The organism is Mesorhizobium sp. Cs1299R1N1 (assembly GCF_037179655.1).
Lineage (GTDB): Bacteria > Pseudomonadota > Alphaproteobacteria > Rhizobiales > Rhizobiaceae > Mesorhizobium > Mesorhizobium salmacidum.
The window spans coordinates 1-24,121 of record NZ_JAPYKR010000005.1 but is presented as its reverse complement, the minus strand read 5'-3'; the positions used below and the strand labels follow the sequence as shown (position 1 = coordinate 24,121).

The 24,121-nt window shown below is 61.5% G+C and carries 26 protein-coding genes; 20 read left to right on the top strand and 6 right to left on the bottom strand.

What is annotated here, in order from left to right; genetic code table 11:
• Positions 1-161: 161 nt before the first annotated feature.
• The 5 genes from O7A70_RS12120 to O7A70_RS12100 all read left to right on the top strand — a co-directional run bounded on the left by O7A70_RS12120 (position 162) and on the right by O7A70_RS12100 (position 4,095).
• Entirely contained in the window at positions 162-1,196 is a 1,035-nt protein-coding gene (locus tag O7A70_RS12120; RefSeq protein WP_337140585.1) for a cysteine synthase A, read from the top strand.
• The gene (locus O7A70_RS12115; RefSeq protein ID WP_337140584.1) at positions 1,196-1,939 is read left to right on the top strand and encodes an alanyl-tRNA editing protein; all 744 of its coding nucleotides are present in this window, start codon (positions 1,196-1,198) and stop codon (positions 1,937-1,939) included. Before O7A70_RS12120 ends, O7A70_RS12115 begins: the two co-directional genes overlap by 1 nt.
• A gap of 38 nt (positions 1,940-1,977) precedes the next feature.
• The gene (gene sseA, locus O7A70_RS12110; protein WP_337140583.1) at positions 1,978-2,844 is read left to right on the top strand and encodes a 3-mercaptopyruvate sulfurtransferase; all 867 of its coding nucleotides are present in this window, start codon (positions 1,978-1,980) and stop codon (positions 2,842-2,844) included.
• Positions 2,845-2,848: 4 nt separating this feature from the next.
• On the top strand, positions 2,849-3,412 hold the full coding sequence (locus tag O7A70_RS12105) for a GNAT family N-acetyltransferase (RefSeq protein ID WP_027145601.1): 564 nt from the start codon (positions 2,849-2,851) through the stop codon (positions 3,410-3,412).
• Positions 3,413-3,627: 215 nt separating this feature from the next.
• Entirely contained in the window at positions 3,628-4,095 is a 468-nt protein-coding gene (locus tag O7A70_RS12100) for a DUF1203 domain-containing protein (RefSeq protein ID WP_337140582.1), read from the top strand.
• 230 nt (positions 4,096-4,325) lie between these two features.
• Here the strand turns inward: O7A70_RS12100 and O7A70_RS12095 are convergent, their stop codons facing one another.
• Positions 4,326-5,630 (bottom strand): outer membrane protein, encoded by a 1,305-nt coding sequence (locus O7A70_RS12095; protein WP_337140581.1) that lies wholly within the window; start codon positions 5,628-5,630, stop codon positions 4,326-4,328.
• Between the two features lie 214 nt (positions 5,631-5,844).
• The gene (gene ald / locus O7A70_RS12090; RefSeq protein WP_019858003.1) at positions 5,845-6,960 is read right to left on the bottom strand and encodes an alanine dehydrogenase; all 1,116 of its coding nucleotides are present in this window, start codon (positions 6,958-6,960) and stop codon (positions 5,845-5,847) included.
• Between the two features lie 157 nt (positions 6,961-7,117).
• On the opposite strand from ald, the gene O7A70_RS12085 reads away from it, so the two are divergent.
• Positions 7,118-7,591 carry an Lrp/AsnC family transcriptional regulator gene (locus tag O7A70_RS12085; protein ID WP_015317948.1) on the top strand — a complete coding sequence of 158 codons (474 nt, stop codon included), beginning with the start codon at positions 7,118-7,120 and terminating at the stop codon, positions 7,589-7,591.
• 67 nt (positions 7,592-7,658) lie between these two features.
• On the opposite strand, the gene O7A70_RS12080 is transcribed toward O7A70_RS12085, so the two are convergent.
• Entirely contained in the window at positions 7,659-8,318 is a 660-nt protein-coding gene (locus O7A70_RS12080) for a 5-formyltetrahydrofolate cyclo-ligase (RefSeq protein ID WP_337140580.1), read from the bottom strand.
• A 164-nt stretch (positions 8,319-8,482) separates the two neighbouring features.
• Between O7A70_RS12080 and O7A70_RS12075 the strand changes: the two genes are divergently transcribed.
• Entirely contained in the window at positions 8,483-9,748 is a 1,266-nt protein-coding gene (locus O7A70_RS12075) for an NAD(P)/FAD-dependent oxidoreductase (RefSeq protein ID WP_337140578.1), read from the top strand.
• A gap of 151 nt (positions 9,749-9,899) precedes the next feature.
• Positions 9,900-11,879, top strand: coding sequence for a bifunctional 2',3'-cyclic-nucleotide 2'-phosphodiesterase/3'-nucleotidase (locus tag O7A70_RS12070; protein WP_337140577.1), 1,980 nt, complete (start codon positions 9,900-9,902; stop codon positions 11,877-11,879).
• Between the two features lie 154 nt (positions 11,880-12,033).
• Here O7A70_RS12070 and O7A70_RS12065 read toward each other — a convergent pair whose 3' ends face one another.
• The gene (locus tag O7A70_RS12065) at positions 12,034-13,290 is read right to left on the bottom strand and encodes a cyclopropane-fatty-acyl-phospholipid synthase family protein (protein WP_337128267.1); all 1,257 of its coding nucleotides are present in this window, start codon (positions 13,288-13,290) and stop codon (positions 12,034-12,036) included.
• Between the two features lie 333 nt (positions 13,291-13,623).
• On the opposite strand from O7A70_RS12065, the gene O7A70_RS12060 reads away from it, so the two are divergent.
• The 6 genes from O7A70_RS12060 (at position 13,624) to O7A70_RS12035 (ending at position 16,819) form a co-directional block, all read left to right on the top strand.
• Positions 13,624-13,758 (top strand): hypothetical protein, encoded by a 135-nt coding sequence (locus O7A70_RS12060; RefSeq protein WP_263489212.1) that lies wholly within the window; start codon positions 13,624-13,626, stop codon positions 13,756-13,758.
• 135 nt (positions 13,759-13,893) lie between these two features.
• The gene (locus O7A70_RS12055; protein WP_027145608.1) at positions 13,894-14,184 is read left to right on the top strand and encodes a Dabb family protein; all 291 of its coding nucleotides are present in this window, start codon (positions 13,894-13,896) and stop codon (positions 14,182-14,184) included.
• Positions 14,185-14,364: 180 nt separating this feature from the next.
• Entirely contained in the window at positions 14,365-15,249 is an 885-nt protein-coding gene (locus tag O7A70_RS12050) for a VOC family protein (protein ID WP_337140576.1), read from the top strand.
• Positions 15,246-16,088 (top strand): 3-deoxy-8-phosphooctulonate synthase, encoded by an 843-nt coding sequence (kdsA, locus tag O7A70_RS12045; protein ID WP_027145610.1) that lies wholly within the window; start codon positions 15,246-15,248, stop codon positions 16,086-16,088. Before O7A70_RS12050 ends, kdsA begins: the two co-directional genes overlap by 4 nt.
• Before the next feature lie 78 nt (positions 16,089-16,166).
• Positions 16,167-16,370 carry a dodecin family protein gene (locus O7A70_RS12040; RefSeq protein ID WP_140758630.1) on the top strand — a complete coding sequence of 68 codons (204 nt, stop codon included), beginning with the start codon at positions 16,167-16,169 and terminating at the stop codon, positions 16,368-16,370.
• Between the two features lie 83 nt (positions 16,371-16,453).
• Entirely contained in the window at positions 16,454-16,819 is a 366-nt protein-coding gene (locus O7A70_RS12035) for a PRC-barrel domain-containing protein (protein WP_337140574.1), read from the top strand.
• 57 nt (positions 16,820-16,876) lie between these two features.
• Here O7A70_RS12035 and O7A70_RS12030 read toward each other — a convergent pair whose 3' ends face one another.
• The gene (locus O7A70_RS12030) at positions 16,877-17,002 is read right to left on the bottom strand and encodes a hypothetical protein (protein WP_084636826.1); all 126 of its coding nucleotides are present in this window, start codon (positions 17,000-17,002) and stop codon (positions 16,877-16,879) included.
• Positions 17,003-17,203: 201 nt separating this feature from the next.
• Here O7A70_RS12030 and eno point away from each other — a divergent pair, with 201 nt between their 5' ends.
• Positions 17,204-18,478, top strand: a complete 1,275-nt coding sequence (gene eno / locus O7A70_RS12025) for a phosphopyruvate hydratase (protein WP_337107138.1) — start codon at positions 17,204-17,206, stop codon at positions 18,476-18,478.
• Between the two features lie 48 nt (positions 18,479-18,526).
• On the opposite strand, the gene O7A70_RS12020 is transcribed toward eno, so the two are convergent.
• Positions 18,527-19,663, bottom strand: a complete 1,137-nt coding sequence (locus O7A70_RS12020; RefSeq protein WP_337140573.1) for a lipase family protein — start codon at positions 19,661-19,663, stop codon at positions 18,527-18,529.
• A 190-nt stretch (positions 19,664-19,853) separates the two neighbouring features.
• On the opposite strand from O7A70_RS12020, the gene O7A70_RS12015 reads away from it, so the two are divergent.
• From O7A70_RS12015 to O7A70_RS11995, 5 genes are all read left to right on the top strand, one after another.
• A complete protein-coding gene (locus O7A70_RS12015; protein WP_337140572.1) occupies positions 19,854-20,177 on the top strand; it encodes an FtsB family cell division protein in 324 nt (107 codons plus the stop codon).
• A gap of 191 nt (positions 20,178-20,368) precedes the next feature.
• Entirely contained in the window at positions 20,369-21,406 is a 1,038-nt protein-coding gene (gene pdhA, locus O7A70_RS12010) for a pyruvate dehydrogenase (acetyl-transferring) E1 component subunit alpha (protein ID WP_027146759.1), read from the top strand.
• Positions 21,407-21,420: 14 nt separating this feature from the next.
• Positions 21,421-22,818, top strand: a complete 1,398-nt coding sequence (locus tag O7A70_RS12005) for a pyruvate dehydrogenase complex E1 component subunit beta (protein WP_337140571.1) — start codon at positions 21,421-21,423, stop codon at positions 22,816-22,818.
• A 30-nt stretch (positions 22,819-22,848) separates the two neighbouring features.
• Positions 22,849-23,118, top strand: a complete 270-nt coding sequence (locus O7A70_RS12000; RefSeq protein WP_337140570.1) for a hypothetical protein — start codon at positions 22,849-22,851, stop codon at positions 23,116-23,118.
• Positions 23,119-23,121: 3 nt separating this feature from the next.
• The coding region (locus O7A70_RS11995; RefSeq protein WP_337140569.1) for a 2-oxo acid dehydrogenase subunit E2 at positions 23,122-24,121 on the top strand (1,000 nt) is incomplete at its 3' end.

The following is a 24,121-nucleotide window of genomic DNA, read 5'->3' as shown; positions in this document are numbered from 1 at the left end:
TCTCGACGCCGGGTGCAAATGAACTGTCCTGTGTCCACCCGGTCCCCAGCGACATCCATACACCGCAGCGCCGGAAATGCGACTGGACCAGACGAATTCTTGCCTTGAAACCGAAGCGTTGGGTTTCTAGGGTTTCGGCGCACGTACACAAGGAATCCTGAATGCCCCGTTCTGTGATCGACGCGATCGGCAACACGCCTCTGATCCGCCTCAATAAAGCTTCCGAAGAGACCGGCTGCGAGATCCTGGGCAAGGCCGAGTTCATGAATCCGGGCCAGTCGGTCAAGGATCGCGCCGGGCTGTTCATCATCCGCGATGCCGAACAACGTGGCCTGTTGAAGCCGGGCGGTGTCATCGTCGAGGGGACGGCCGGCAACACCGGCATTGGGCTGACGCTCGTCGCCAAGGCGCTCGGCTATCGCACGGTCATCGTCATCCCGGATACGCAGAGCCAGGAAAAGAAGGACACGATCAGGCTGCTCGGCGCCGAACTGATCGAAGTGCCCGCCGTGCCTTACAAGAACCCCAACAATTATGTGAAGCTGTCGGGGCGGCTGGCCGAGCAGATGGCGAGAACCGAGCCGAACGGCGCCATCTGGGCCAACCAGTTCGACAATGTCGCCAACCGCGATGGCCATATCCGTACCACTGCCGAGGAAATCTGGACCCAGACCGGCGGCAAGGTCGACGGTTTCGTCTCGGCGGTGGGTTCGGGCGGAACGCTGGCTGGTGTCGGGCTCGGTTTGAGGGCCAAGAGAAAGAACGTCAAGATTGCGCTCGCCGATCCTCTCGGCGCCGCCCTCTATAGTTTCTACACCAGCGGCGAATTAAAGTCCGAAGGCAGTTCGATCACCGAAGGCATCGGGCAGGGGCGCATCACCGCCAATCTCGAAGGCTTCACGCCTGACTTTTCCTACCAGATCAAGGATGAGGACGCGCTGCCGATCGTCTTCGACCTGATCCAGGAGGAAGGCCTGTGCGTCGGCGGTTCGACCGGCATCAACATTGCCGGCGCGATGCGGCTGGCCAGGGAATTGGGCCCGGGCCACACCATCGTGACGATCCTCTGCGACTACGGCACGCGCTATCAGTCGAAGCTGTTCAACCCGGAATTCCTGCGCGACAAGAAGCTGCCTGTGCCGGGCTGGATGGAACTGCAGAGCAAGATCTCGGTGCCGTTCGAAAAGGTCGCGTGATGGCGCACAAGACAGAAGCGCTGTTTCGCCACGATGCCTATCTCAGGACGGCTGACGCCACGGTCGTCGCCATCAATGAGCGCGGCGGCATCATCCTTGACCGGACGATCTTTTATGCCACTTCTGGTGGCCAGCCGGGCGATAGCGGGACGTTGGAGTGTGCCGACGGCAGCCGCATCGAGATCGCCGCCACGATTACAGGCGAAACCAAGGACGAGATCATCCATGTGCCGGCGCCCGCGCAGGCGGCACCGGCCGTTGGCGAGCGGGTGAAGCTGGCGATCTTATGGGAGCGCCGGCACCTGTTGATGCGCATGCACGCTGCCTGCCACCTGCTCACCGTCGTCTGTCCATTCCCGATCACCGGTGCGGCGGTTTCCGAGGACGACAGCCGTGTCGATTTCGACATTCCGGACGCCAGCTTCACCAAGGAAGATGTGACTGCCGGCATGATGGACCTGGTGAGGGCTGATCATCCCATCTTCACCAGGCTGATCAGCGACGAGGAATTGGCCGCCAATCCCGGCCTGGTGAAATCCAAGAATGTCCGACCGCCCGTTGGCACGGGCAATATCCGCCTTGTCTGCATCGGCGAAAGCGCCTCGGTGGACAGCCAGCCCTGCGGCGGCACCCATGTGAAGAGCACCGGCGAAATCGGCGAGATCCACATCGGCAAGATCGAGAAGAAGGGCCGGGAGAACAGGCGCTTCCGCATCCGCTTCGGCCCCATGCCGGCGAACTGAACAGACAGACACCGTCGAAAGGCGGTAGGAGAAAAAAGATGGCCCAAGACAGTCCTTTCACCGTCGACGCGGACTGGCTGCAGGAGCGCTTGGGCCAGCCGGGCCTGACGATTATAGACGCCTCCTGGTATCTGCCGGCGCAAAAACGCGACGCGCGCGCCGAGTATGATGCAGCCCATATTCCAGGCGCCCGTTTCCTGGACCAGGATGCCGTCTCGGATCCCGACGCCGCCTTGCCGCATACGCTCGCATCGCCGCAGCATTTCGCCCAGTATGTCGGCTCAATGGGCGTTTCGGCCGATGACACCATCGTCGTTTATGATGGCCCGGGTTTCTTCTCGGCGCCCCGGGCATGGTGGATGTTCCGCATCATGGGCGTCTTCCAGACCTATATTCTGGACGGCGGCTTCGACAGATGGAAGGCATCCGGCCGGCCGGTAACGGCCGAGCCGACCAAAATCGCGCCAAGCGTTTTTCATGCCGATTTCGATGCCGGTCGCGTCGTCGGTCTGGCCGACATGCGCCGGATCGTCGAGACGAAAGCAAGCCAGATTGCCGACGCCCGGGGACCGGGCCGCTTTACCGGTGTCGAGCCCGAGCCCCGCGCTGGCATCCGCTCCGGCCATATGCCGGGCGCACGCAACATCCCTTATTCAGCGCTTTCCGAAAACGGCAGGCTGCTGCCGAAAGACCGTTTGCGCAAGGTGATGGAGGACGCCGGTATCGACCTGTCCAAACCAGTGGTCACCTCCTGCGGCTCCGGCATCACCGCCGCGGTGGTCACGCTGGCGCTGGAGACGCTTGGCCACACCGACAACAGGCTTTATGACGGCTCATGGACCGAGTGGGGCGGGCTGTCCGATACGCCGGTCGTGACCGGCCCAGCGACGACCGGCAAGGAATGAATTGATGGAAAACGGCGTGCTGCAGGATATTGAAGTCACGGTGACTTTTCTGGAGATGCATGCCCCACAGGCCGCCTCGCCACCGGTGCCCTACAACCGCCAGGTCGCACTGCTGAAGACCAGGGATATTCCCTTGCATTTCTACCGCTACCTGATGGACCGGGTGGGGCGCAAATGGCACTGGGTGAATGTTCTAAGGCTGAATGACGACGAGCTGTCGGCCGGAATCCACCGCGAGGATCGCGACATCAGGGTGCTCTATCTTGACGGTTCGCCGGCAGGCTTCTTCGACCTCAAGCCGCATCTGCCCGAGGAAGTCGAACTCGCCTATTTCGGCATGATGGAACACGCTACCGGGCAAGGCATCGGCCGCTGGTTCCTTGGCTCGGCGATTGCGGCGGCATGGTCGTATGGGCCGAAACGGGTGACGGTGCAGACCTGCACGCTCGACCACCCCGCAGCCCTGCCGCTCTACCAGAAGCTCGGTTTCAAGCCGGTCGCTCAGAAGAAAGAGGTCGTGCATCCCCTACCTTTCGCCGAGCGCTCGGCCAGCGTCATGCGGCCGTAACTCCAGCCGGAATCTGAACCGCCGCTTCGACGATTTCATCAAGTGATTTGTCGCACTGATTAGCCGGCTTATATCTGAGGATGCCGGTGATCCCATCGTAGGTCGACGGGGACCGATCCTCACATCGGATCGGTTCCCGGATGCTTGGCGGGAATCGGGTGGGAAGCCCTGTCGCGAGCGGGTAATTTCCGGTCGATAGCAACGGAGATCTTGCCATGGCCATCCAGTTCACAGCTCTGCCGACCGAAGATGTAAGGGCCCTGCAGCGCGGCGGCCCCGATGCCTATGGCCAGACGCCCGAGCGGAAAATCTCTGACGGTGATGGCATGCCTTGCCGGCATTGCCTTGGGAATATCGCCGCCGGAGATGTCTACCTAGTCCTCGCCTACCGGCCATTTCCGAACCCTCAGCCCTACGCTGAAACAGGGCCGATCTTCCTGCATGCCCAGGAGTGCGAGCGTGCCGCCGGGACAGGGCTGCCGCCGGAGATTCTCGATAGCCCGGACTATATCGTGCGCGGCTATGGCAGCGATGATCGTATCGTCTACGGTAGCGGTGGCGTCATCCCGACCCAAGCAATTGCCGCACGAGCCGAGACCTTGTTCGAGCGTGAAGACATTGCCTATGTGCATGTCCGCTCGGCGCGCAACAATTGCTACCAGTGCCGTATCGAGCGCGCATGAGATGCAACGATTGCCGGAAGAAAGCTTCTGTCGCACTGCTGTCGCATGGACGCGCTAGAAAGCCGTTGTCGATCGATTGGCCGACCGCGGATGAACCGGCGGCAATCTCGATATCGAGGAAGCGGGGCTTTGGCTCCGCTTTTTTGTTGCCTGCGTTCAGCCCAAAGTCTTCGCCGCAAAGAAAAGCCCGCCGGCATGCCGACGGGCTTCGACTGTTTGCCTGGAGGGGCTTAGTTGAACTTGTACTTCGCGCCGATACGCACCGTGTGGAAGGAAGCCTTGGAAGTGATGGAGTCGTCGGGGAGGCCGAGATCCGACGAGAAATCCTTCTTGGCGAACTGCGAATAGCGGTATTCCAAACCGAGCGTAACGTTGCTGGACACTGCCGTTTCCAGGCCGCCACCGACTGAGAAGCCGCTGGAACCCCAGTCGATGATATCACCGACCGGATCGGAAGCGTTCAGATCGAAATGCTGCCAGCTGTAGCCAGCCAGTGCATAGGCAAGGGTCGATTCGTTCATCTTCATGCCGACGCGGCCCAGCACATCGAAGCCGTAGTCCGTATCCAGGTTGATCGATCCACCTGGGATATCGAGCTGGGTGGTCATGTTCGAATAGCGAGCGTCGACCATGACACCCGCAACCCAGCTGCCGAAGTCCTGGTCATAGCCGACGTTCAACTCGCCAAGCACGCCTTCACCGCCGAGGCCGTTGAAGTTCGCGCCGCCAAGCGGTGGGATTTCGATCTGGTGCACGGACGCACCCGCGCCCAAGCCGCCACCGATATAGAAGCCGGACCAGTTATAGGCGGGTGTTTCAAACGAAGTGGCGGCGCCGTTCTGCGCCCCGAAGCGATAGCTGGCGGCAACTTGGAATGTATGCCGAGACGTATCGAGATTGAGAAGGCCATCCGGAGCCCCGACAAGGCCGGCCTCGGAAAGGAGATCGTCCTTGGTGCCGAAGCGCGTATAGCGATACTCGGTCTTGATCGTCCAATTGCTGTTGATGGCTGTTTCGAGACCACCACCGACGAAATATCCGCTCTGGTCCCAATCGAAGCCAAAGCCAGCGTTGGAATCAAGCTTGTACTTCTGCCAGGAATAGCCGCCAAGCACGTAGCCCAATGTGTTCGGGGTAAACAGGTAACCTACGCGCAGACCGGCGTCGAAACCGTATGTCTCTTGGATCGAGGCGTTGAAACCACCAGCGTCGAGCTTGGTTTTGATATCGCCCGCATGAACGTCCAGCAATCCGCCGAGCAGGAAGCGGGGCGATACCATGTAGTCGTAACCGGCGGTAAGCTCGCCGTAGATGCCTTCACCACCGATGCCGTCCAAAGAGAAGGGAGCAAAATCGCTGCTCAACTTATGGACGTTAGCACCGGCGCCGACACCGAAGCCAACATAGACCCCGCTCCAGTTGAAACCGGATGCTTCGACCGGCTGCACAACATCAGCCGCATGAGCCGCCGACATCAAAGCCACAACAGAAACTGCACCAAGAAGAAGAGATTTCGCTGAAACGCGAACAAACATAGCCCGTACCCCTGATGATAAGCCCAAGATGTTCCTAGCAGGGAGTCGGCCAATACTGGTATGACAAAAATGCAACAACGGGAGGCGAAGTGCCCTTACGGCATACGCTTCAATGGATCCAGTGGGAAGCAGGTTTGGCGCATCATCGCCAAAAGAAAAAGCCCGCCGGAGCGAACCGGCGGGCAAGAACGTAAGTTGACTTTTTCTGGGTGTATTAGGCCGCCAGCACTGCCTTCGGCTCGACCAGTTCATAGCCGAGCGCTTCGGCGACCGCGCGGTTGGTGATCTTGCCCTTGTGGACGTTGAGGCCGTTGCGCAGGTGATGGTCGTCGACCAGGGCCTTCAGGCCCTTGTCGGCGAGCTGCAGGCCATAGTGCAGCGTTGCGTTATTCAGCGCATGGGCCGAAGTGACCGGCACCGCACCAGGCATGTTGGCGACGCAGTAGTGGATGACACCGTCGACCTCGTAGGTGGGTTCGGCGTGGGTGGTCGCGTGCGAGGTCTCGAAGCAGCCGCCTTGGTCGATGGCGACATCGACCAGCACCGAGCCCTTTTTCATGCCGGACAGCATTTCGCGGGTGACGAGCTTCGGCGCGGCAGCGCCCGGGATGAGCACGGCGCCGACGACGATGTCGGCCGAGAAGCATTCTTCCTCGAGCGCCTCGACGGTCGAGTAACGGGTGTGGACCCGGCCGGCGAAGAGGTCGTCGAGCTGGCGCAGACGCGGGATCGAGCGGTCGATGATGGTGACATCTGCGCCAAGGCCGGCGGCCATGCGGGCCGCGTGGAGGCCAACAACGCCGCCGCCGAGCACGGTGACCTTGCCGGGCAGCACGCCGGGCACGCCGCCGAGCAGCACGCCGCGGCCGCCATTGGCCTTCTGCAGCGCCGTGGCGCCGGCCTGGATCGACAGGCGGCCAGCGACTTCCGACATCGGCGCCAGAAGCGGCAGCCCGCCACGATCGTCGGTCACGGTTTCATAGGCAATCGCAGTGACGCCCGAAGCGAGCAAGCCCTTGGTCTGTTCCGGATCCGGGGCCAGGTGAAGATAGGTGTAGAGGATCTGGCCTTCGCGCAGCTGTACCCACTCATTGGGCTGCGGCTCCTTGACCTTGACGATCATGTCCGACTTGGCGAACACGTCGGCGGCCGTCTTGGCGATGGTGGCGCCGGCGGCGCGATAGGCATTGTCATCGGCGCCGATGCCGGCGCCCGCGCCGGCTTCGACCAGAACTTCATGGCCATGGGCGACATATTCACGTACCGAGCCCGGCGTGAGGCCGACACGGTATTCGTGGTTCTTGATTTCCTTGGGGCAGCCGACACGCATTTTCTTCTCCTAATCCGGGCCCTTTTGGGCTCACTCCCTGTATGGACGCAGTGAACCATGAATCGGCGCGCAGGTGTTTGCGAATGCGCTTGCGGGAGCGCGCGTCCTTCGATAATCGTTGCGAAAAATGTACCGATATTCGCAGGAATCACGAAGAATGCCGCTCGACAGGATTGATATCGCCATTCTGGAGACATTGCAGAAGGATGGCCGGATGCCGAACGCGGCCCTGGCCGAAAAGGTCGGCCTGTCGCAGTCGGCCTGTTCGCGCCGGCTCGACAATCTGGAAAAATCCGGAACCATTCGCGGCTACCACGCCCGGCTTTCCAACGCAGCCCTTGGCCACCAGATGACGGCGATCGTCCACATATCGCTCTCCGGCCAGTTCGAGAAGACGCTGTCGGATTTCGAAGCGGCGATCAAACGCTGTCCGAACGTGCTGTCGTGCCACCTGATGTCGGGCGAGTACGATTATATCCTGAGGATCGCGGCGAAGGATCTCGTCGACTACGAGCGCATCCACAAGGAATGGTTGTCGGCGATGCCGCATGTAACGAAGATCAATTCGTCCTTCGCCTTGCGTGAAATCGTCGACCGGACGGCCATGGGGCTGAAGCCGGAAATGGCTTAGAGCCCGACCGAAACCTCGTTCCTATGGTCATCTGAAGGCGTTTTCTGCCTTCGAAACGGGCTCTAACTTATGCCGTGGCAGCCTCCGTCACGATCCGGTCCATAGGGATGTCGTGCCACTGCGGATAGATGGTGGCGATGCGCTGCAATTCGTAGCCGACGCCGATGACCAGTGGCTTGAACGACATGGCGGCCAGCGTGCGGTCGAAGAAGCCGCCGCCATAGCCCAGCCGATAGCTTGCGGGATCAATGCCGACAATGGGCGAGATGACGATGTCCGGCAGCACCGGATCGCCTTCGGCCGGGATCGGGATGTTCCACACACCTTTCTCCAGCCGGTCGCCCGGTTTGTAGGCGCGAAAGATCAACGGCTGACCCTTTTCGACGACGATGGGCAACGCGGTGCGGCCGCCGTGCGCGTTGATCGACGCCATCCATGGCCGCAGATCCGGCTCGCCGCGAAACGGCCAGTAGAGGCTGACCATCCGGCCTCCTATGCCACCGATCACGGCGTCGAGGCCTTCCGCGATGCGTTGCGACATTGCCGTTCGCGCTTCGGCGGAAACGGCAAGGCGCGCCGCGATCAGGCGTTCACGCTCGGCCTTGCGCCAACGCCTGACGTCGGTCCAGTCGCTGAGCGGTGGCTGGAACGCTGGATCGAGCTCATGCATGAAGCAGGGCGGCGAGGCATACTGTGCCGGCCCCTGTTCGTCATGATCTTTAGCCATGCCTCACCTCATCTCGCGTTCGATGACGCTATACCTCGCGATACGATACAACATGCGCATTCACGACATGGCACGACGAGTCTCGCGCACTGTTCTGCCATTGTTGCATTGCACAAAAATACCTACATCTAGGCAGGCAATCTTGCCCATCAAGGGTGAATGAAATGAGCGATGCCAGACATCATGTCGTCGTCGTCGGCGCCGGGTTCGGTGGCCTTGAATTCACCCGCGCGCTGGCCGGTGTACCAGTGCGCATCACTATGATCGACAAGCGCAACCATCATCTGTTCCAGCCGCTGCTCTATCAGGTGGCAACCACGGCGCTGGCGACCTCGGAGGTTGCCTGGCCGATCCGCCATCTCCTGCGCAAGCGCAAGGATGTGGCCACGCTGCTGGCCAATGTCACGGGAGTCGACCGGGCCGGCAGATGTGTTTTGCTCGACGACGGCAGCGCTGTCGCCTACGACACGCTGGTGCTCGCCACCGGCGCGCGCCATGCCTATTTCGGCCATGACGAATGGGAGCCTTTCGCGCCGGGCCTGAAGACGTTGGAGGACGCCACCACCATTCGGCGACGCATTCTTCTGGCCTTCGAGCAGGCGGAGCGGGAATCCGACCCAGCCAGGCGCCAGGCGTTGCTGACCATTGCCATCGTCGGCGGCGGGCCGACCGGCGTCGAACTTGCCGGAACCATTGCCGAACTGGCGCATGACACGCTGCGCGGCGAATTCCGAAACATCGATACGCACCAGACGCGCGTGGTGCTGATCGAGGCCGGCGACCGCATTCTGGCCAATTTCGCGCCGACGCTCTCCGACTATGCCGGGAAGGCGCTGGAGCGGCTTGGTGTTGTGGTCGAGCTTGGCCGGGCCGTTACGCGCTGCGATGCCGAAGGCGTGGTTTTTGGCGACACGGTTCTGCCGGCCCGCACGATCCTGTGGGCAGCCGGCGTTGCCGCATCGCCCGCCGCCGAATGGCTGGGAGCGAAGGCGGACCGGGCCGGCAGGGTCTTGGTCGAGCCTGATCTCAGTGTGCCTGGCAGCCCGGAGATTTTTGTCATAGGCGACGCAGCACTTGTGCTGCGGCCCGACGGACGGCCGGTGCCCGGCGTGGCACCTTCCGCCAAGCAGGAGGGACGGCATGTTGCCGCGACCGTCAAGGCCAGGCTTGCCGGCGACACGAGCCCGCGGCATTTCCACTACAAGCATGCCGGTGATCTGGCGACGATCGGCAAGCGCGCGGCCGCGATCGATTTCGGCTGGATCAAGCTGACCGGCTGGCTCGCCTGGTGGCTCTGGGGCATTGCGCATATCTATTTCCTGATCGGTTTCCGCAACCGGCTTGCGGTTTCGCTGAGCTGGCTATGGATCTACGTCACAGGCCAGCGCAGCGCCCGGCTGATCACCCAGGGCGACGACGACAAGAGCTGACTTTCTTCACCGCGCTTTTCATCGGGCCGTCATCTGTAGCTGATGGATTGGCGTGCCGATGCGCGCGACTTCTTGAGTGGACTTGAGCCGGTTTCAGAGCGAAGTTCGCTTCGGGGCAGGGCCTGTCAGGTCGTCGAACTAAGGAGAAAACATGTCGCAACTGCTCCATCCCGTCTCTCGCCGTGGTCTCCTTGCGGGGGCCGCTGCCACAGGGGCGCTGATCATGCTTCATCCCTTCTCCGCCCGTGCGCAGGCCAACCAGGCGCATCTGAGAATCATGGAAACCACCGATATCCATGTGAACGTGCTGCCCTATGATTACTACGCCGACAAAGCCAATGACACGATGGGGCTGTCGCGCACGGCGTCCCTGATCGACGCCGTGCGCAAGGAAGCAGCCAATTCGATGCTGATCGACAATGGCGACCTTTTGCAGGGCAACCCGATGGGCGATTACATCGCCTATGAGAAGGGTCTGAAGGAGGGCGATCTCCATCCGATCATGAAAGGCATGAACCTGCTCGGCTATGAGTGTTCGACACTTGGCAACCACGAATTCAACTACGGCCTGTCCTTTCTGGACAAGGTACTGGCCGGCGCCAATTTCCCGTTCGTCTGCGCCAATCTGATCCGGGGGACCGAGCTTGCCGCCAACCCGCGCGACGACAAGCTCTACCTCAAGCCCTACATAATCCTGGACAAGAAAATCAAGGACGGGTCAGGCGCGGAACAGCCGATCAGGATCGGCATCATCGGTTTCGTACCGCCGCAGATCATGATCTGGGACCTCAAGAATCTCGAAGGCAACGTCAAGACGCGCGACATCGTCGAGGCGGCGAAGGCCTGGGTGCCGCAGATGAAGGAGGAGGGTGCCGATATTGTCATCGCGCTCTCGCATTCCGGCATCGACGTCAAACAGGGTGACATGATGGAGAACGCCTCGTTCTTCGTCGCCGGCGTCAAAGGCATCGACGCGGTCTTCACCGGCCACCAGCACCTGGTCTTCCCCGGCAAGAAGGATTTCCAGGCGTTAGAGGGTGTTGACGCACAGAAGGGGACGCTGCAAGGCAAGCCCGCCGTCATGGGCGGTTTCTGGGGCTCGCATATGGGCCTGATCGACCTGATGCTGGAACGCGACGGGTCGAAGTGGAAAGTGGTCTCGGCGACATCGGAGGCGCGGCCGATTTTCGAGCGTGTCGACAACAAGAACAAGCCGACCGTCCCGGACGACAAGCGCATCATCGCCGCTCTCGAGCAGGACCACGAGGCGACACTCGCCTATGTGCGCCGCCCTGTCGGCAAGACCTCGGCGCCGCTCTATTCCTATTTCGCGCTGGTGGCCGATGATCCGTCGGTGCAAATCGTCAACCAGGCGCAGAGCTGGTATCTCAAGGATATCCTGAAGAGCACCCCGTGGAAGGACGTGCCGATGTTGTCGGCGGCGGCGCCCTTCAAGGCCGGCGGGCGCAGCGGCGCCGACTACTACACCGACGTGCCGGTGGGCGACATCGCAATCAAGAACGTCGCCGACCTCTATCTCTATCCGAACACGGTTCGCGCGGTTGAGATCACGGGTGCGCAGGTGAAGGAATGGCTGGAGATGTCGGCCGGCATCTTCAAGAAGATCGAGGCAGGGAAGGCTGACCAGCCGCTGATCGACCCTGAATTCCCCTCCTACAATTTCGATGTCATCGATGGCGTCAGCTACAGGATAGACCTGTCGCAACCGCCGAAATACGATTCGAAGGGCGGCGTCGCCAATGCCGGTTCCAATCGCATTCTCGACCTGAAATTCGACGGCAAGCCGATTGATCCAGCAGCGAAATTCATCGTTGCGACCAACAACTATCGTGCCGGCGGCGGTGGCAACTTTCCCGACATCAATGCCTCGAAGATCATCTACGAGGCGCCTGACACCAACCGCGACGTCATCGTCCGCTACGTCGTCAGCCAAGGCACCATCAACCCGACGGCGGATGGCAACTGGTCGTTCGCGCCGTTGCCGGGAGCCAGCGTCGTCTTCGAGACAGGCGTCAAGGCAAAGGACTTCATCGCCGATGTGAAGTCGCTGAGGATCGAGCCTGCCGGCGAGGGCGAAGCCGGTTTTGCCAGATATCGCATTCTTCTCTGATAAGGCCGTCAAAGCCGGGTGCGGTCAGTCCTGGCCGCACCCCCAAGGCCTCCAGTCAGCTCTTTGGAGGGGTGGGCGGCGCGGATTGCCCTTGATCACCGGCATGACAAGATCCAGCGCATCCGTGGCAAAGCCGCTGTCAGCCTGGCCAGCCCTACGCCTTGTAGACCACCTGGCGCACGTCGATATAGCTGGTGCGGAAGCCGGCCTCGCAATAATGCAGGTAGAATTCCCAGAGCTTCTTGAAACGATCGTCGAAGCCGAGCGGCACGATCTTTTCCCACGATCCCCGGAAACGCTGGCGCCATTCGGCAAGCGTGCGGGCATAGTCCTCGGGGAAAACGCGTTCGCGTAGATGGGCAAGGCCGTGCGTCGCGCCAAGCGACTTCAAGATGGACGGCGTCGGCAGCATGCCGCCCGGGAAGACGTAGCGCTGGATGAAATCCGGCCTGGCGCGGTAGGTGTCGTAGGCGGCTTCGTTGATGGTGATGATCTGCAGCCCCGCAGTGCCGTCGGGCTTCAGGCAAGCCTTCATCTTGGAGAAGAATACCGGCCAGTATTTCTCGCCGACAGCCTCGAACATCTCAATCGAGGCGATGCGATCGTAAGTGCCGGTTTCATCGCGGTAATCTTGCAGCTTGATGTCGACCTTGTCGGCAAGCCCGGCCTTGGCGATGCGCGCCTTGGCGAAATCGTGCTGCTCGCGGCTGATGGTCAATCCGGTAACCCGGCAGCCGATTTCGCGCGCCGCGAATTCGGCAAAGCCGCCCCAGCCGCAGCCAATCTCCAGCACATGATCCTTACCACTTATGCCCGTATCCCTGGCCAACTCCCGGTATTTGGCGGCTTGGGCGCTCTCGAGATCGTTGGCGCCATTGGCATAAAGCGCCGAGGAATAGGTCATGCTCGGGTCGAGCCATTCCTTGTAGAAGGCGTTGCCGAGATCGTAATGCGCCGAGATATTGCGCTTCGACCCTGTGCGGGTGTTCTCGTTGAACCAGTGGCGGATGCGCTGGACCGTGTTGATGAGCCAGCTGGCGCCGCCCGCGACGCGTTCGCCGATCGCCGAGTTGACCACAAACAGTTCGAGGAAGCTGGTGACGTCAGGGCTTTCCCAATCGCCGTCCATATAGGATTCGGCAACGCCGATCGTGCCGCCGGAAAAGGCGCGGCCTGGCAGACGCCAGTTCTTGAGCACGAGTTCGGCGTCGGGACCCGGCGCCTTGCCGCCGACGAGAACGGCTCGGCCGTCCGGCATCCTGACCTTCAGCGAACCGCGCGGCAGGCTCATGGCCGCCGACAGCACCATGCGCGCCTTGGCCGGCAGGCCCTTGACGATCTCGGCGAAATTGAATTCATCGAGCCTGACCGCTTCGCTCGGCACTATGCCGTGATGTTCCCCGTGTCCCATTCCATGCCCCTGGATCTCCGTGGCGTCGGCGCAATTGCCGAGCTACGGTTCCCTTGGATCATCCGCCGGGTTCGAACGCCCTTGCCTCGACCGGTAGCTTGCGGATCCGGCGACAGGCGGGCTCGAACGAAAGCGCGCCCCCTTAGCCAGGGCTTCGGCGCTTCCAGTGAATGCCTGCCACAATCTTCCACGTCATGAGGGGGGACTTCAAGAGGCATGCCGAAAGCTGGACCCTGCCACGCGGCGCCCGGCATCTGACGCCTTGCGTAAGGTCGCTGCAACCCAATCAAAAACGCCTATGGCAGCAGCGGCGCTAGTGCGATAGCTTTAGCCATGCGTTATGTAATTGTCATTGCCGCCATCGCGTTCTTCCTGATCTGGGACGGCCTCTACAATCAGGGCCGGTATCTCGACGTCACGGTCAGGGAGGTTTCTCATGCGGTGCGCTACGTCACCGGCAAGACCTAGACATCCCCCTTCAAATTGGCAGCTGAGGTCCAGCACCGATCGAGGCGCGTCGCAAGGACGTGTGGCGCCATGACCGGTTGACGCGAAGAGACCGCCGTCACAAAAGACCCCGACATTCAGATCGAGGAGGCGGGATTGATCCGGCATATCGTTTTCTTCAGCGCACGGCGAAAGGAAGATGTGGAAGCAGTTCGCACCGGGCTGCTGGCGCTCGGCGATATTCCTCATTCCAGCCTTTTCGAGGTCACGTTGAACACCAAGGTCGACCCGCTGTCGGATGAAGTTGATGTCGTCGTCTACGCGGAATTCGCCGATGACGCGGCGCTGGCCGCCTACAAGGCGCACCCGCTCTATGCGCAGACCACCAGCAACGTCAAACCAATGCGCGAACTGCGCTATTCCGCTGATGTCGTGGCCGGAAGCTGATCCAGCGCTTGCTCCAGAAGGTGCCGTTCGCGGCGCCCCGTGAAATAACCGGGCAGCACGTGAAGGCCGCCGGGAAGCTTGATGGCCTTCCGCCAGGCCCGCAATTCGTCCAGCGCGACGCGCCGCCGCCGGCGATCAAGGTCTTGAACCGATCTTCCGAATGATGCACATCGCGCTTCCATGACCTCATCAGGCATTCATCCGCTCGATCATCTGGTTTTGCCGACACAGAGCCTCGATGCCGCGCGCGCCCGGCTCGACGCGCTTGGCTTCGTCGTCGCTCCGACCGGCATCCATCCCTTTGGCACGGAAAACTGCTGCGTTTTCCTTGCCGACGGTACCTATCTGGAGCCGCTTGCGATTGGCAGTGAACAGGCTGCGACAGAGGCGGCTGCCGAGGGCAATGTCTTCGTTGCGCGCGACCGCCTTTATCGCGAAAGCCATGGCAACGAGGGATTTTCCGCGGTGGCTCTTGGCACGGACAATGCCGATGGTGACCATGAACGCCATGTCAAAGCCGGCCTGTCCGCGGGAGACACGCTGAGCTTCTCGCGAGCTTTCACTGACACGGCGGGCAAAAGCGATACGGCCTCGTTCAAGCTCGCCTTTGCCGCGGCTCACGGCCAAACGGACGCATTTCTTTTTACCTGCCAGCGCATCAATGCGCCGAAAGTGGACCGCGCGGCACTGCAGGCTCACCCCAACGGCGTCGGCGGAATTGTCGAGGTGATTGCAATCAGCGGTGGCGCCGCTGCCGAGCAGCACCGGCTGCTTTCAGTGGCGGTCAACGACCCGTCCGCCGATACGCAAGGCGGCGCTTTTCATCTGCCGAACGCGATCTTGACCGTCCTGGACGCCGCCTCTTTCACGGCGCGCTTTGGAATGCCGGCCGGGGCGCCATCAGAATTGCGCTTCGCCGCCGTGGTTTTTTCGATCCGCGACATTGACGCCGCCGCAAGCCTGCTTGCGGCCAATGCCATCGAACACGATATGTCGGGCAATGACATCATCGTGCGGCCGGCACCCGGGCAGGGCGCGGCTTTCATCTTTCGGGAGATCCAATGAGCAACCCCCTGGCGCCCAATTCGTCGGTAACCGTCGGCAATGTCGTCTTCGACAATGCAGGCCCCCTGGCGCTGATCGCCGGCCCGTGCCAGTTCGAATCGCGCCAGCACGCCTTCGATATGGCCGGTGCGCTGAAGGAACTGACCGGCAGGCTCGGCATCGGCCTCGTCTACAAGACGAGCTATGACAAGGCCAACCGCACCTCGCTGTCGGCAACGCGTGGTGCCGGCATGGACGCCGCGCTTCCAGTTTTCGACGAATTGCGCAAGGAATTCTCGCTGCCCGTGTTGACCGATGTCCACACCGAGGAGCAGTGCGCGATTGTTGCTCCGCATGTCGATGTGCTGCAGATACCAGCTTTCCTGTCGCGCCAGACCGATATGCTGGTCGCCGCCGCAAGGACGGGCAAGGTCATCAATGTCAAGAAGGGGCAATTCCTCGCGCCTTGGGACATGAAGAACGTGGTCGCCAAGATCACCGGTTCCGGCAATGCCAATGTGCTGACCACCGAGCGTGGCGCTTCTTTCGGCTACAACACACTGGTGTCGGATATGCGCGCTCTGCCTGTTATGGCCGAGATCGGCGCCCCGGTGATCTTCGACGCCACCCATTCGGTGCAGCAGCCGGGCGGGCAGGGCGGGTCGTCTGGCGGGGAGCGCCGCTTTGTCGAGACGCTGGCCCGCGCGGCCGTTGCCGTCGGTGTTGCCGGCGTCTTTATCGAGACCCATCAGGACCCCGACAATTCGACCTCTTCCGATGGTCCCAACATGGTGCCGCTGAAAGACATGCCGGCACTGCTGGAAAGGCTGATGGCCTTCGACAGGATCGCAAAGGGCTGAAAAGCCACCGTCTTGTAGCGAACAAGCCCCGGTTGTACGCTTTGTCCTGCAAATGAGCGTTTTGGCAGGAGGAAGCCAATGTCTGTCGCCCGCGTCACCGAAATCACCTCGTCGTCCAGCAAGAGCTTTCAGGACGCCATCGAGCAGGGAATTGCGCGCGCCTCGAAGACCCTGAAGAACGTCGAGGGCGCTTGGATCCAGGACCAGAAGATCGTTGTCGAGGACGGCAAGATCGCGGCCTATCGCGTCAACATGAAGGTGACTTTCATCCTCGCGGAGTGATCAGGCAGCCGCCAAAAAGTCGGGAACTTTCGCCCGCGCCTCTCATTGTCAAGCAGTGATCAACGACAACGAGGAGTACGATAATGACAACCCAGACAGGCCACACCGAAGCCATTGCCGCTTCGCGAGTCATCGGCACTACCGTCTACAACACCCAGGGCGACAGCATCGGCAGCATCGAGGACGTCATGCTCGACAAGACGTCGAATGGCATCATGTTCGCGGTGATCGGATTTGGCGGCTTTCTTGGCATTGGCGAGAAGTACCACGCCGTTCCTTGGGCAACCCTCGACTATGATGAGGCAAGAGGCGGCTATGTCGTACCCTTCACCAAGGAACAGCTGAAGGCAGCGCCTGCCCATTCGATCAACGAACTGGCCGGCGCGGATGGCGAGAGCGCGCGCGACGAGTCCTATCAGTATTACAAAGTCACGCCCTATTGGCATTGACGCCACAATCGAAAAAGGGGGTCGTTTCGACGGCCCCCTTTTCGATTCAAGGCAACGCTACTCGCTGATGTGCGAAGCCGCCAAAGGCGCAAAGGCTTTTGGCGGTGACTGCTGATTGTCGCATGACGTCAGGAACGCCGCGGCGATCAGGAACAGACTGACGATACCGCTCAACTCAGACATGGCGAAACTCCTCCTGTTTCGCCCCGCGCGACAACATCCATAACCCGGAATGCGCGTGTGGTGGCATGACTTATGATGACAGAAACTTGCGCTTCGTGAATCGAGCGAACGGCAATATTCGGCCAGGGCCCGATTGCCTTTTGCGTCGCTTTGGCTAAGACGGGCGCGACCCCTTTCTCCAGATCAATCGAGGACATCGCAATGACCGCCATCATCGATATTGTCGGGCGTGAAATCCTGGACAGCCGTGGAAATCCGACCGTCGAGGTCGATGTCGTTCTCGAAGACGGTTCGATGGGCCGCGCCGCTGTGCCGTCAGGCGCCTCGACCGGCGCCCACGAAGCCGTCGAACTTCGCGACGGCGGCGCCCGCTATCTCGGCAAGGGCGTGCTGAAGGCCGTCGAGGCGGTCAATGGCGAACTGTTCGAGGCGATCGGCGGCATGGAAGCCGAAAACCAGATCCATATCGATCAGACGATGATCGAGCTTGACGGCACGCCCAACAAGAGCCGACTCGGCGCCAACGCCATTCTGGGCGTTTCGCTGGCGGTCGCGAAAGCCGCGGCCGATGCCGCCGGCCTGCCGCTCTATCGCTATGTCGGCGGCACCAAGGCGCATGTCCTGCCGGTGCCGATGATGAACATCATCAATGGCGGCGCGCATGCCGACAATCCGATCGACTTCCAGGAATTCATGATCCTGCCGGTCGGCGCGCCGACGCTGCGCGAAGGCGTGCGCTGGGGTTCGGAAATCTTCCACACACTGCGCAAGAAGCTGAAAGATGCCGGCCACAACACCAATGTCGGTGACGAGGGCGGCTTCGCACCGAACCTGAAGAGCGCGCCGGTGGCGCTCGACTTCATCATGGAATCGATCGAGAAGGCCGGATTCAAGCCAGGCGAAGAGATCGCGCTCGGCCTCGATTGCGCCGCGACCGAGTTCTTCAAGGACGGCAACTATGTCTATGAGGGCGAGAAGAAGACGCGCGACCCCAAGGCGCAGGCCAAGTACCTCGCCAAGCTCGCCGCCGATTATCCGATCATCTCGATAGAGGACGGCCTCGCCGAAGATGACTGGGAAGGCTGGAAATACCTGACCGACCTGATCGGCAAGAAGACGCAGCTTGTCGGCGACGATCTCTTCGTCACCAACACGGCGCGCCTGCGCGATGGCATCCGCATGGGTGTCGCCAATTCGATACTGGTCAAGGTCAACCAGATCGGCTCGCTGACCGAGACACTCGACGCGGTCGAGACCGCGCACAAGGCAGCCTACACGGCCGTCATGTCGCACCGTTCGGGCGAGACCGAGGATTCGACCATCGCCGATCTTGCCGTCGCCACCAATTGCGGACAGATCAAGACCGGCTCGCTGTCGCGCTCCGACCGCATGGCCAAATACAACCAGTTGATCCGCATCGAGGAAGAACTCGGCAAGCAGGCGCGTTACGCCGGCAAGTCGGTGATCAAGAGCTGAGCGGGAACACCATATCCGGAGGCGGCGAGGTCACATCTCGCCGTCCCGTCATCGGATAGGACAGTCGTTCGGTGATGGCTGACCTGCGAATCGTCCGGCCATCCAGCGCAATGTCTCTTCGGCGGAAGCGGTCGCCGTTGTGCGATGAATGCCGTTCAATATCGACACGAAGCGAATTTGTTCTCCGCGTCCACAAGCATTGACAACGAAGCGCTTCGTCACATCGGCAGAGACGACGGCATCGTCGGTGCCTTGCGCCACGAACAGCGGTGCACCAGCGGGACCGCCACCTGCCGAATTGGTGACAAGCAGCGAACGCCACGGCTCGATGGCGGTCAGGTCAACATCCGTAATCTGACGACGGAGGCGTGCCACTTGGATCTTGGTTCGAAGGGCCGGATCCTCGCTGCCACATGTAGAGGCGAGCCGATGCAGTAAGCGCCGGGCCGTCGGTTTGGCGATCGTTCCCGTATCCGCGTGATAGACCTTGGACCAGCTGTCGACCGCAAACGCCGTCAAAATCGTGCGAACCATCGGACTGGAGCTATCTCCAAGGTTCATGATCAAGTCTGTCGGTGGCGCTGCGGCGGCTACACCAAGCAGTTGCAGACCGGGCGCGTAGCCGTGCGCCTCCTGTCCAGTGAAGAGCGCGGCGTGCGCGCCTTGCGACAGCCCCCACACGACGAATTGCGTGCTGGCATTCGCATGCTCGACCTGTCGCGCGGCGCGGACCGAATCGAGCACCGCGTGTGCCGCGGCCTCCCCCACGAGGTAGGCATGAGGCCCCGGCGTTCCGAGCCCCGGGTAGTCCGTGGCCACAACGGTCCATCCCTGCCTGACCATTTGTTCGAGGGCCGGAATGGAAGCCAATGCGCGCGGTCCCAATGACGGGGCACAAGGCTCCGCGATGCCCGTGGTACCGTGCGCCCAAGCTACCACCTTGCGACCGCCACTCGGCGCAAGGCCGCTCGGCGCGACGAGCACGCCGGTCGATTGCACCGGGCGTCCCTCGTGTTCGGTCGTGTCGTAGCGAATGCGCCACGCCATCGCACCCGCAGGAGCGCCAGAGATCGCGGTCGCCGCAACCAGATGTCCCGACTCCGCCAAGGAGACAGGCAGGTGCGCGAAAACCAGAAAGAGAACAAACGCACATCGCGCCGTGATATCGAGTGCTCGCGTTTGCATTGGGGGTACTCCTCCTCGGGGACTCTGATCAGCGATCTCAGGCGGCTATGGCGTGCGCTGTATGTCCATCCTTTTTCGTTTCTTCGTTTCGGCAGCCTGCCAAATCCAGTCGTGCGTAACCGTCCATTAAGCACAATCGGGCGAGATAGATGCCAGGTCGTAGCGTTCGCGACCCGAAGGAATTTGGAACATGTGGACACGTCAGCACAAGCAGAGAAACACCGGCCGGCTGATCATTCCCTCGCTCTGCGTGGCGTTCCTGGCCTATTTCGGCTTTCATGCCTACCATGGTGAATTCGGCATCAATTCCAAATACAAGCTGGAGGCCGAGACGGTCGCGCTGCAGGGTCAGCTCGATGCGATCAAGGCGCGCAGGACGGAGCTCGAACGGCGCGTCAAGCTCATGCATGATGGCACGCTGGAGAAGGACATGCTCGACGAGCAGGCGCGTAAAGCGCTCAATTTATCCCAACCTGATGAGATCACCATCATGCTGCCGGTTTCGACGAAGTAACCCATTTTCGGTTAATCAGCAATATTTTCAATGATTTTAACCGCTTAGGCGCATGCCAGCTATGCAATTTCGACATGGCGGAACGCCTTTCTACGTGTTAGCCTCCCATAAATCGAAGGGGAGGGCGATCTCCCCGGAGCAGGTTGACCTTGCTCCAGTGTCCGCCAAGAGACGCCAACAGGGAGTGATGCATGGCCAACGCAGCCAGAAAAGCGCCTGCCAAATCGAAATCCGACGGCAAATCCGGTCTGTCGGCACCCAAGCCTGCTGACTTCACCAAGGACGAAGAGCTTGCCGCCTACCGGCACATGCTGCTCATCCGCCGCTTCGAGGAAAAGGCCGGCCAGCTCTACGGCATGGGCTTCATTGGCGGCTTCTGCCATCTCTATATCGGCCAGGAAGCGGTCGTCACCGGCATGAAGATGGCGCTGATCGACGGCGACCAGATGATCACGGCCTATCGCGACCACGGCCACATGCTGGCGATGGAGCTGTCGCCGCGCGGCGTGATGGCCGAGCTGACCGGACGCCGCGGCGGCCTGTCCAGGGGCAAGGGCGGCTCCATGCACATGTTCTCCAAGGAGAAGCATTTCTATGGCGGTCACGGCATTGTCGGCGCGCAGGTGTCGCTCGGCACCGGCCTGGCCTTCGCCAACCGCTACCGCGACAACAACAATGTCTCGCTGACCTATTTCGGCGACGGCGCCGCCAACCAGGGTCAGGTCTATGAGAGCTTCAACATGGCCTCGCTGTGGAAGTTGCCGGTGATCTACATCATCGAGAACAACCGCTACGCCATGGGCACCTCGGTTTCGCGCTCGTCGGCTGAAACCAATTTTTCGCATCGCGGCGCCTCCTTCAAGATTCCGGGCATCCAGGTCGACGGCATGGATGTACGTGCGGTGAAGGCGGCCGGCGATTTGGCTACCGAGTGGTGCCGTGCCGGCAACGGACCCATCATTCTCGAAATGCAGACCTACCGCTATCGCGGTCACTCGATGTCCGACCCGGCCAAATACCGCTCCAAGGAAGAAGTCCAGAAGATGCGCTCCGACCATGATCCGATCGAGCAGGTCAAGGCGCGCCTGATCGAGAAGAAGTGGGCAACCGAGGACGAACTCAAGACCGTCGACAAGGAGGTTCGCGACATCGTCGCCGACGCCGCCGAATTTGCCCAGCACGACGCCGAGCCGGATCCGTCCGAGCTCTGGACCGATATCGTATTGTAAGGGAGGGCCAGGACATGCCGATCGAAATTCTCATGCCCGCGCTCTCGCCGACCATGGAAGAGGGCAATCTTTCCAAATGGTTGAAGAACGAGGGCGACAAGGTCGTCGCCGGTGACGTGCTCGCCGAAATCGAAACCGACAAGGCGACGATGGAAGTCGAAGCCGTCGATGAAGGCACGTTGGGCAAGATCCTGATCGCCGCCGGCACCGAAGGCGTCAAGGTCAACACGCCGATCGCCGTTCTGCTGCAGGACGGCGAGAGCGCCGCCGATGTCGGCAAGTCCGCGGCTCCCGCCAAGGCGGAAGCACCGGCAAAGGCGGAAGCGCCGGCCGAGGACAAGGCGGAGGTGGCAAAGCCAACCGCCGCACCTGTCGCGGCCGCGCCGAAAACGGAAATCGCCGCCGATCCGGATATTCCGGCCGGCACCGAGATGGTCTCGACCACGGTGCGCGAGGCGTTGCGCGATGCCATGGCCGAGGAAATGCGCCGCGACGGCGATGTCTTCGTGATGGGCGAGGAAGTCGCCGAATACCAGGGCGCCTACAAGATCACGCAGGGCCTGCTGCAGGAATTCGGGCCGCGTCGCGTCGTCGACACGCCGATTACCGAACATGGTTTTGCCGGCGTTGGCGTCGGTGCGGCGATGGCTGGGCTGAAGCCGATCGTCGAGTTCATGACCTTCAACTTCGCCATGCAGGCGATCGACCAGATCATCAATTCGGCCGCCAAGACGCTCTATATGTCGGGCGGCCAGATGGGCGCGCCGATCGTGTTCCGGGGGCCGAACGGCGCGGCGGCCCGTGTCGCCGCACAGCACTCGCAGTGCTATGCCGCCTGGTACAGCCACATTCCGGGCCTGAAGGTCGTGATGCCGTATACGGCGGCCGACGCCAAGGGCTTGCTCAAGGCGGCGATCCGCGATCCGAACCCGATCATCTTCCTCGAGAACGAGATCCTCTACGGCCAGTCCTTCGACGTGCCGAAGCTGGATGATTTCGTGCTGCCGATCGGCAAGGCGCGCATCCACAAGGCAGGCAAGGATGTCACCATCGTCTCCTTCGGCATCGGCATGACCTATGCCGTCAAGGCTGAAGCCGAACTGCGCGGCATGGGCATCGATGCCGAGATCATCGACCTCAGGACCATCCGTCCACTCGATCTCGACACCATCATCGCCTCGGTCAAGAAGACCAACCGGCTGATCGTGGTCGAAGAAGGCTACCCGCAGAATTCGGTCGGCGACCATATCGCCAACCAGGTCTCGCAACGCGCCTTCGATTTCCTCGACGCGCCGGTGATCACCATTGCCGGCAAGGACGTGCCGATGCCCTATGCGGCCAACCTCGAAAAGCTGGCATTGCCGAATGTCGGCGAGGTCATCGAGGCGGTTAAGGCAGTCACATATCGCTAGGGAGCAATGCGGATGCTGTCTTTCTGGACGTTGGCAGCCATCATTGTTCCCACTGTCGTGGTCGCATTTTTCGTGCGATCGATGACCGGGAAGTTCGATGCGGTTTTGTTGATGCTCAGCGGTGCCGCGTCGCTGGTTCTTGCTATTGTGGCAACTGCTTCCGCAAAGGTCGACCAGACCGGCAGCATGATGGTGCTCGAGATGGGCAAGGGTAGCTACCATTTCGGTGTCTTGCCATCCGTGTTCATTGTCGCCACGCTGACCGTCATGCGCGGCCTTTTCAAATTCATCCAGGAGTGAGCGATGCCTATCAACATCACCATGCCGGCCCTGTCGCCCACGATGGAAGAAGGCAATCTGTCAAAATGGCTGGTCAAGGAAGGCGACAAGGTTTCGCCGGGCGATGTCATCGCCGAGATCGAGACCGACAAGGCGACGATGGAGGTCGAGGCCGTCGATGAGGGTACGGTTGCCAAGCTCGTCGTGCCGGCCGGAACCGAAGGCGTCAAGGTCAACGCGCTGATCGCCGTGCTTGCCGCCGAAGGCGAGGATGCGGGCGCTGCCGCCAAAAGCGGTGGCGATGCCGCACCGGCGAAAGCCGAAGCGCCGAAGGCTGAAGCCGCCAAGGCTGAAGCGCCCCAGCCCGAGGCATCAAAGCCCGAGGCATCAAAGGCCGAGACACCAAAGACCGAGGCGTCGAAGGCCGAGCCTGCCTCGGCAGCTCCAGCCACTGCCAATGGTCATGCGGCTGGCGACCGCACCTTTGCATCGCCGCTCGCACGCCGTGTCGCCAAGGAGGCGGGGGTCGACGTGTCGGCCATATCCGGCACCGGCCCGCATGGCCGGGTGGTGAAAGCAGACGTGGATGCCGCGATCGCCGGCGGTGGTGCCAAGGCAGCGCCCGCCGCCAAGGCTCCGGCTGGCGCACCAGCCGCCGCTCCGGCGGTGAAGCCAATGTCGGACGACCAGGTGCTGAAGCTGTTCGAGGAAGGCTCCTACGAACTCATTCCGCATGACAACATGCGCAAGACCATCGCGCGGCGCCTGGTCGAAGCCAAAACCACCATCCCGCATTTCTACCTGACACTCGATTGCGAACTCGATGCGCTGCTGGCCCTGCGCACGCAACTCAATGCCGCCGCGCCGGTGAAGAAGACCGACAAGGGTGAGGCGCCTGCCTACAAGCTGTCGGTCAACGACATGGTGATCAAGGCGATGGCCATGGCGCTGAAGGCGGTGCCGGATGCCAATGCCTCGTGGACCGAGAGCGCCATGGTCAAGCACAAGCATGCCGATGTCGGCG

Bases quoted from the DNA above. Each gene is read 5' to 3' on its own strand.
- O7A70_RS12120 (WP_337140585.1), top strand. From the start codon at position 162: ATGCCCCGTTCTGTGATCGACGCGATCGGCAACACGCCTCTGATCCGC.
- O7A70_RS12115 (WP_337140584.1), top strand. From the start codon at position 1,196: ATGGCGCACAAGACAGAAGCGCTGTTTCGCCACGATGCCTATCTCAGG.
- sseA (WP_337140583.1), top strand. From the start codon at position 1,978: ATGGCCCAAGACAGTCCTTTCACCGTCGACGCGGACTGGCTGCAGGAG.
- O7A70_RS12105 (WP_027145601.1), top strand. From the start codon at position 2,849: ATGGAAAACGGCGTGCTGCAGGATATTGAAGTCACGGTGACTTTTCTG.
- O7A70_RS12100 (WP_337140582.1), top strand. From the start codon at position 3,628: ATGGCCATCCAGTTCACAGCTCTGCCGACCGAAGATGTAAGGGCCCTG.
- O7A70_RS12095 (WP_337140581.1), bottom strand. From the start codon at position 5,630: ATGTTTGTTCGCGTTTCAGCGAAATCTCTTCTTCTTGGTGCAGTTTCT.
- ald (WP_019858003.1), bottom strand. From the start codon at position 6,960: ATGCGTGTCGGCTGCCCCAAGGAAATCAAGAACCACGAATACCGTGTC.
- O7A70_RS12085 (WP_015317948.1), top strand. From the start codon at position 7,118: ATGCCGCTCGACAGGATTGATATCGCCATTCTGGAGACATTGCAGAAG.
- O7A70_RS12080 (WP_337140580.1), bottom strand. From the start codon at position 8,318: ATGGCTAAAGATCATGACGAACAGGGGCCGGCACAGTATGCCTCGCCG.
- O7A70_RS12075 (WP_337140578.1), top strand. From the start codon at position 8,483: ATGAGCGATGCCAGACATCATGTCGTCGTCGTCGGCGCCGGGTTCGGT.
- O7A70_RS12070 (WP_337140577.1), top strand. From the start codon at position 9,900: ATGTCGCAACTGCTCCATCCCGTCTCTCGCCGTGGTCTCCTTGCGGGG.
- O7A70_RS12065 (WP_337128267.1), bottom strand. From the start codon at position 13,290: ATGGGACACGGGGAACATCACGGCATAGTGCCGAGCGAAGCGGTCAGG.
- O7A70_RS12060 (WP_263489212.1), top strand. From the start codon at position 13,624: ATGCGTTATGTAATTGTCATTGCCGCCATCGCGTTCTTCCTGATCTGG.
- O7A70_RS12050 (WP_337140576.1), top strand. From the start codon at position 14,365: ATGACCTCATCAGGCATTCATCCGCTCGATCATCTGGTTTTGCCGACA.
- kdsA (WP_027145610.1), top strand. From the start codon at position 15,246: ATGAGCAACCCCCTGGCGCCCAATTCGTCGGTAACCGTCGGCAATGTC.
- O7A70_RS12040 (WP_140758630.1), top strand. From the start codon at position 16,167: ATGTCTGTCGCCCGCGTCACCGAAATCACCTCGTCGTCCAGCAAGAGC.
- O7A70_RS12035 (WP_337140574.1), top strand. From the start codon at position 16,454: ATGACAACCCAGACAGGCCACACCGAAGCCATTGCCGCTTCGCGAGTC.
- O7A70_RS12030 (WP_084636826.1), bottom strand. From the start codon at position 17,002: ATGTCTGAGTTGAGCGGTATCGTCAGTCTGTTCCTGATCGCCGCGGCG.
- eno (WP_337107138.1), top strand. From the start codon at position 17,204: ATGACCGCCATCATCGATATTGTCGGGCGTGAAATCCTGGACAGCCGT.
- O7A70_RS12020 (WP_337140573.1), bottom strand. From the start codon at position 19,663: ATGCAAACGCGAGCACTCGATATCACGGCGCGATGTGCGTTTGTTCTC.
- O7A70_RS12015 (WP_337140572.1), top strand. From the start codon at position 19,854: ATGTGGACACGTCAGCACAAGCAGAGAAACACCGGCCGGCTGATCATT.
- pdhA (WP_027146759.1), top strand. From the start codon at position 20,369: ATGGCCAACGCAGCCAGAAAAGCGCCTGCCAAATCGAAATCCGACGGC.
- O7A70_RS12005 (WP_337140571.1), top strand. From the start codon at position 21,421: ATGCCGATCGAAATTCTCATGCCCGCGCTCTCGCCGACCATGGAAGAG.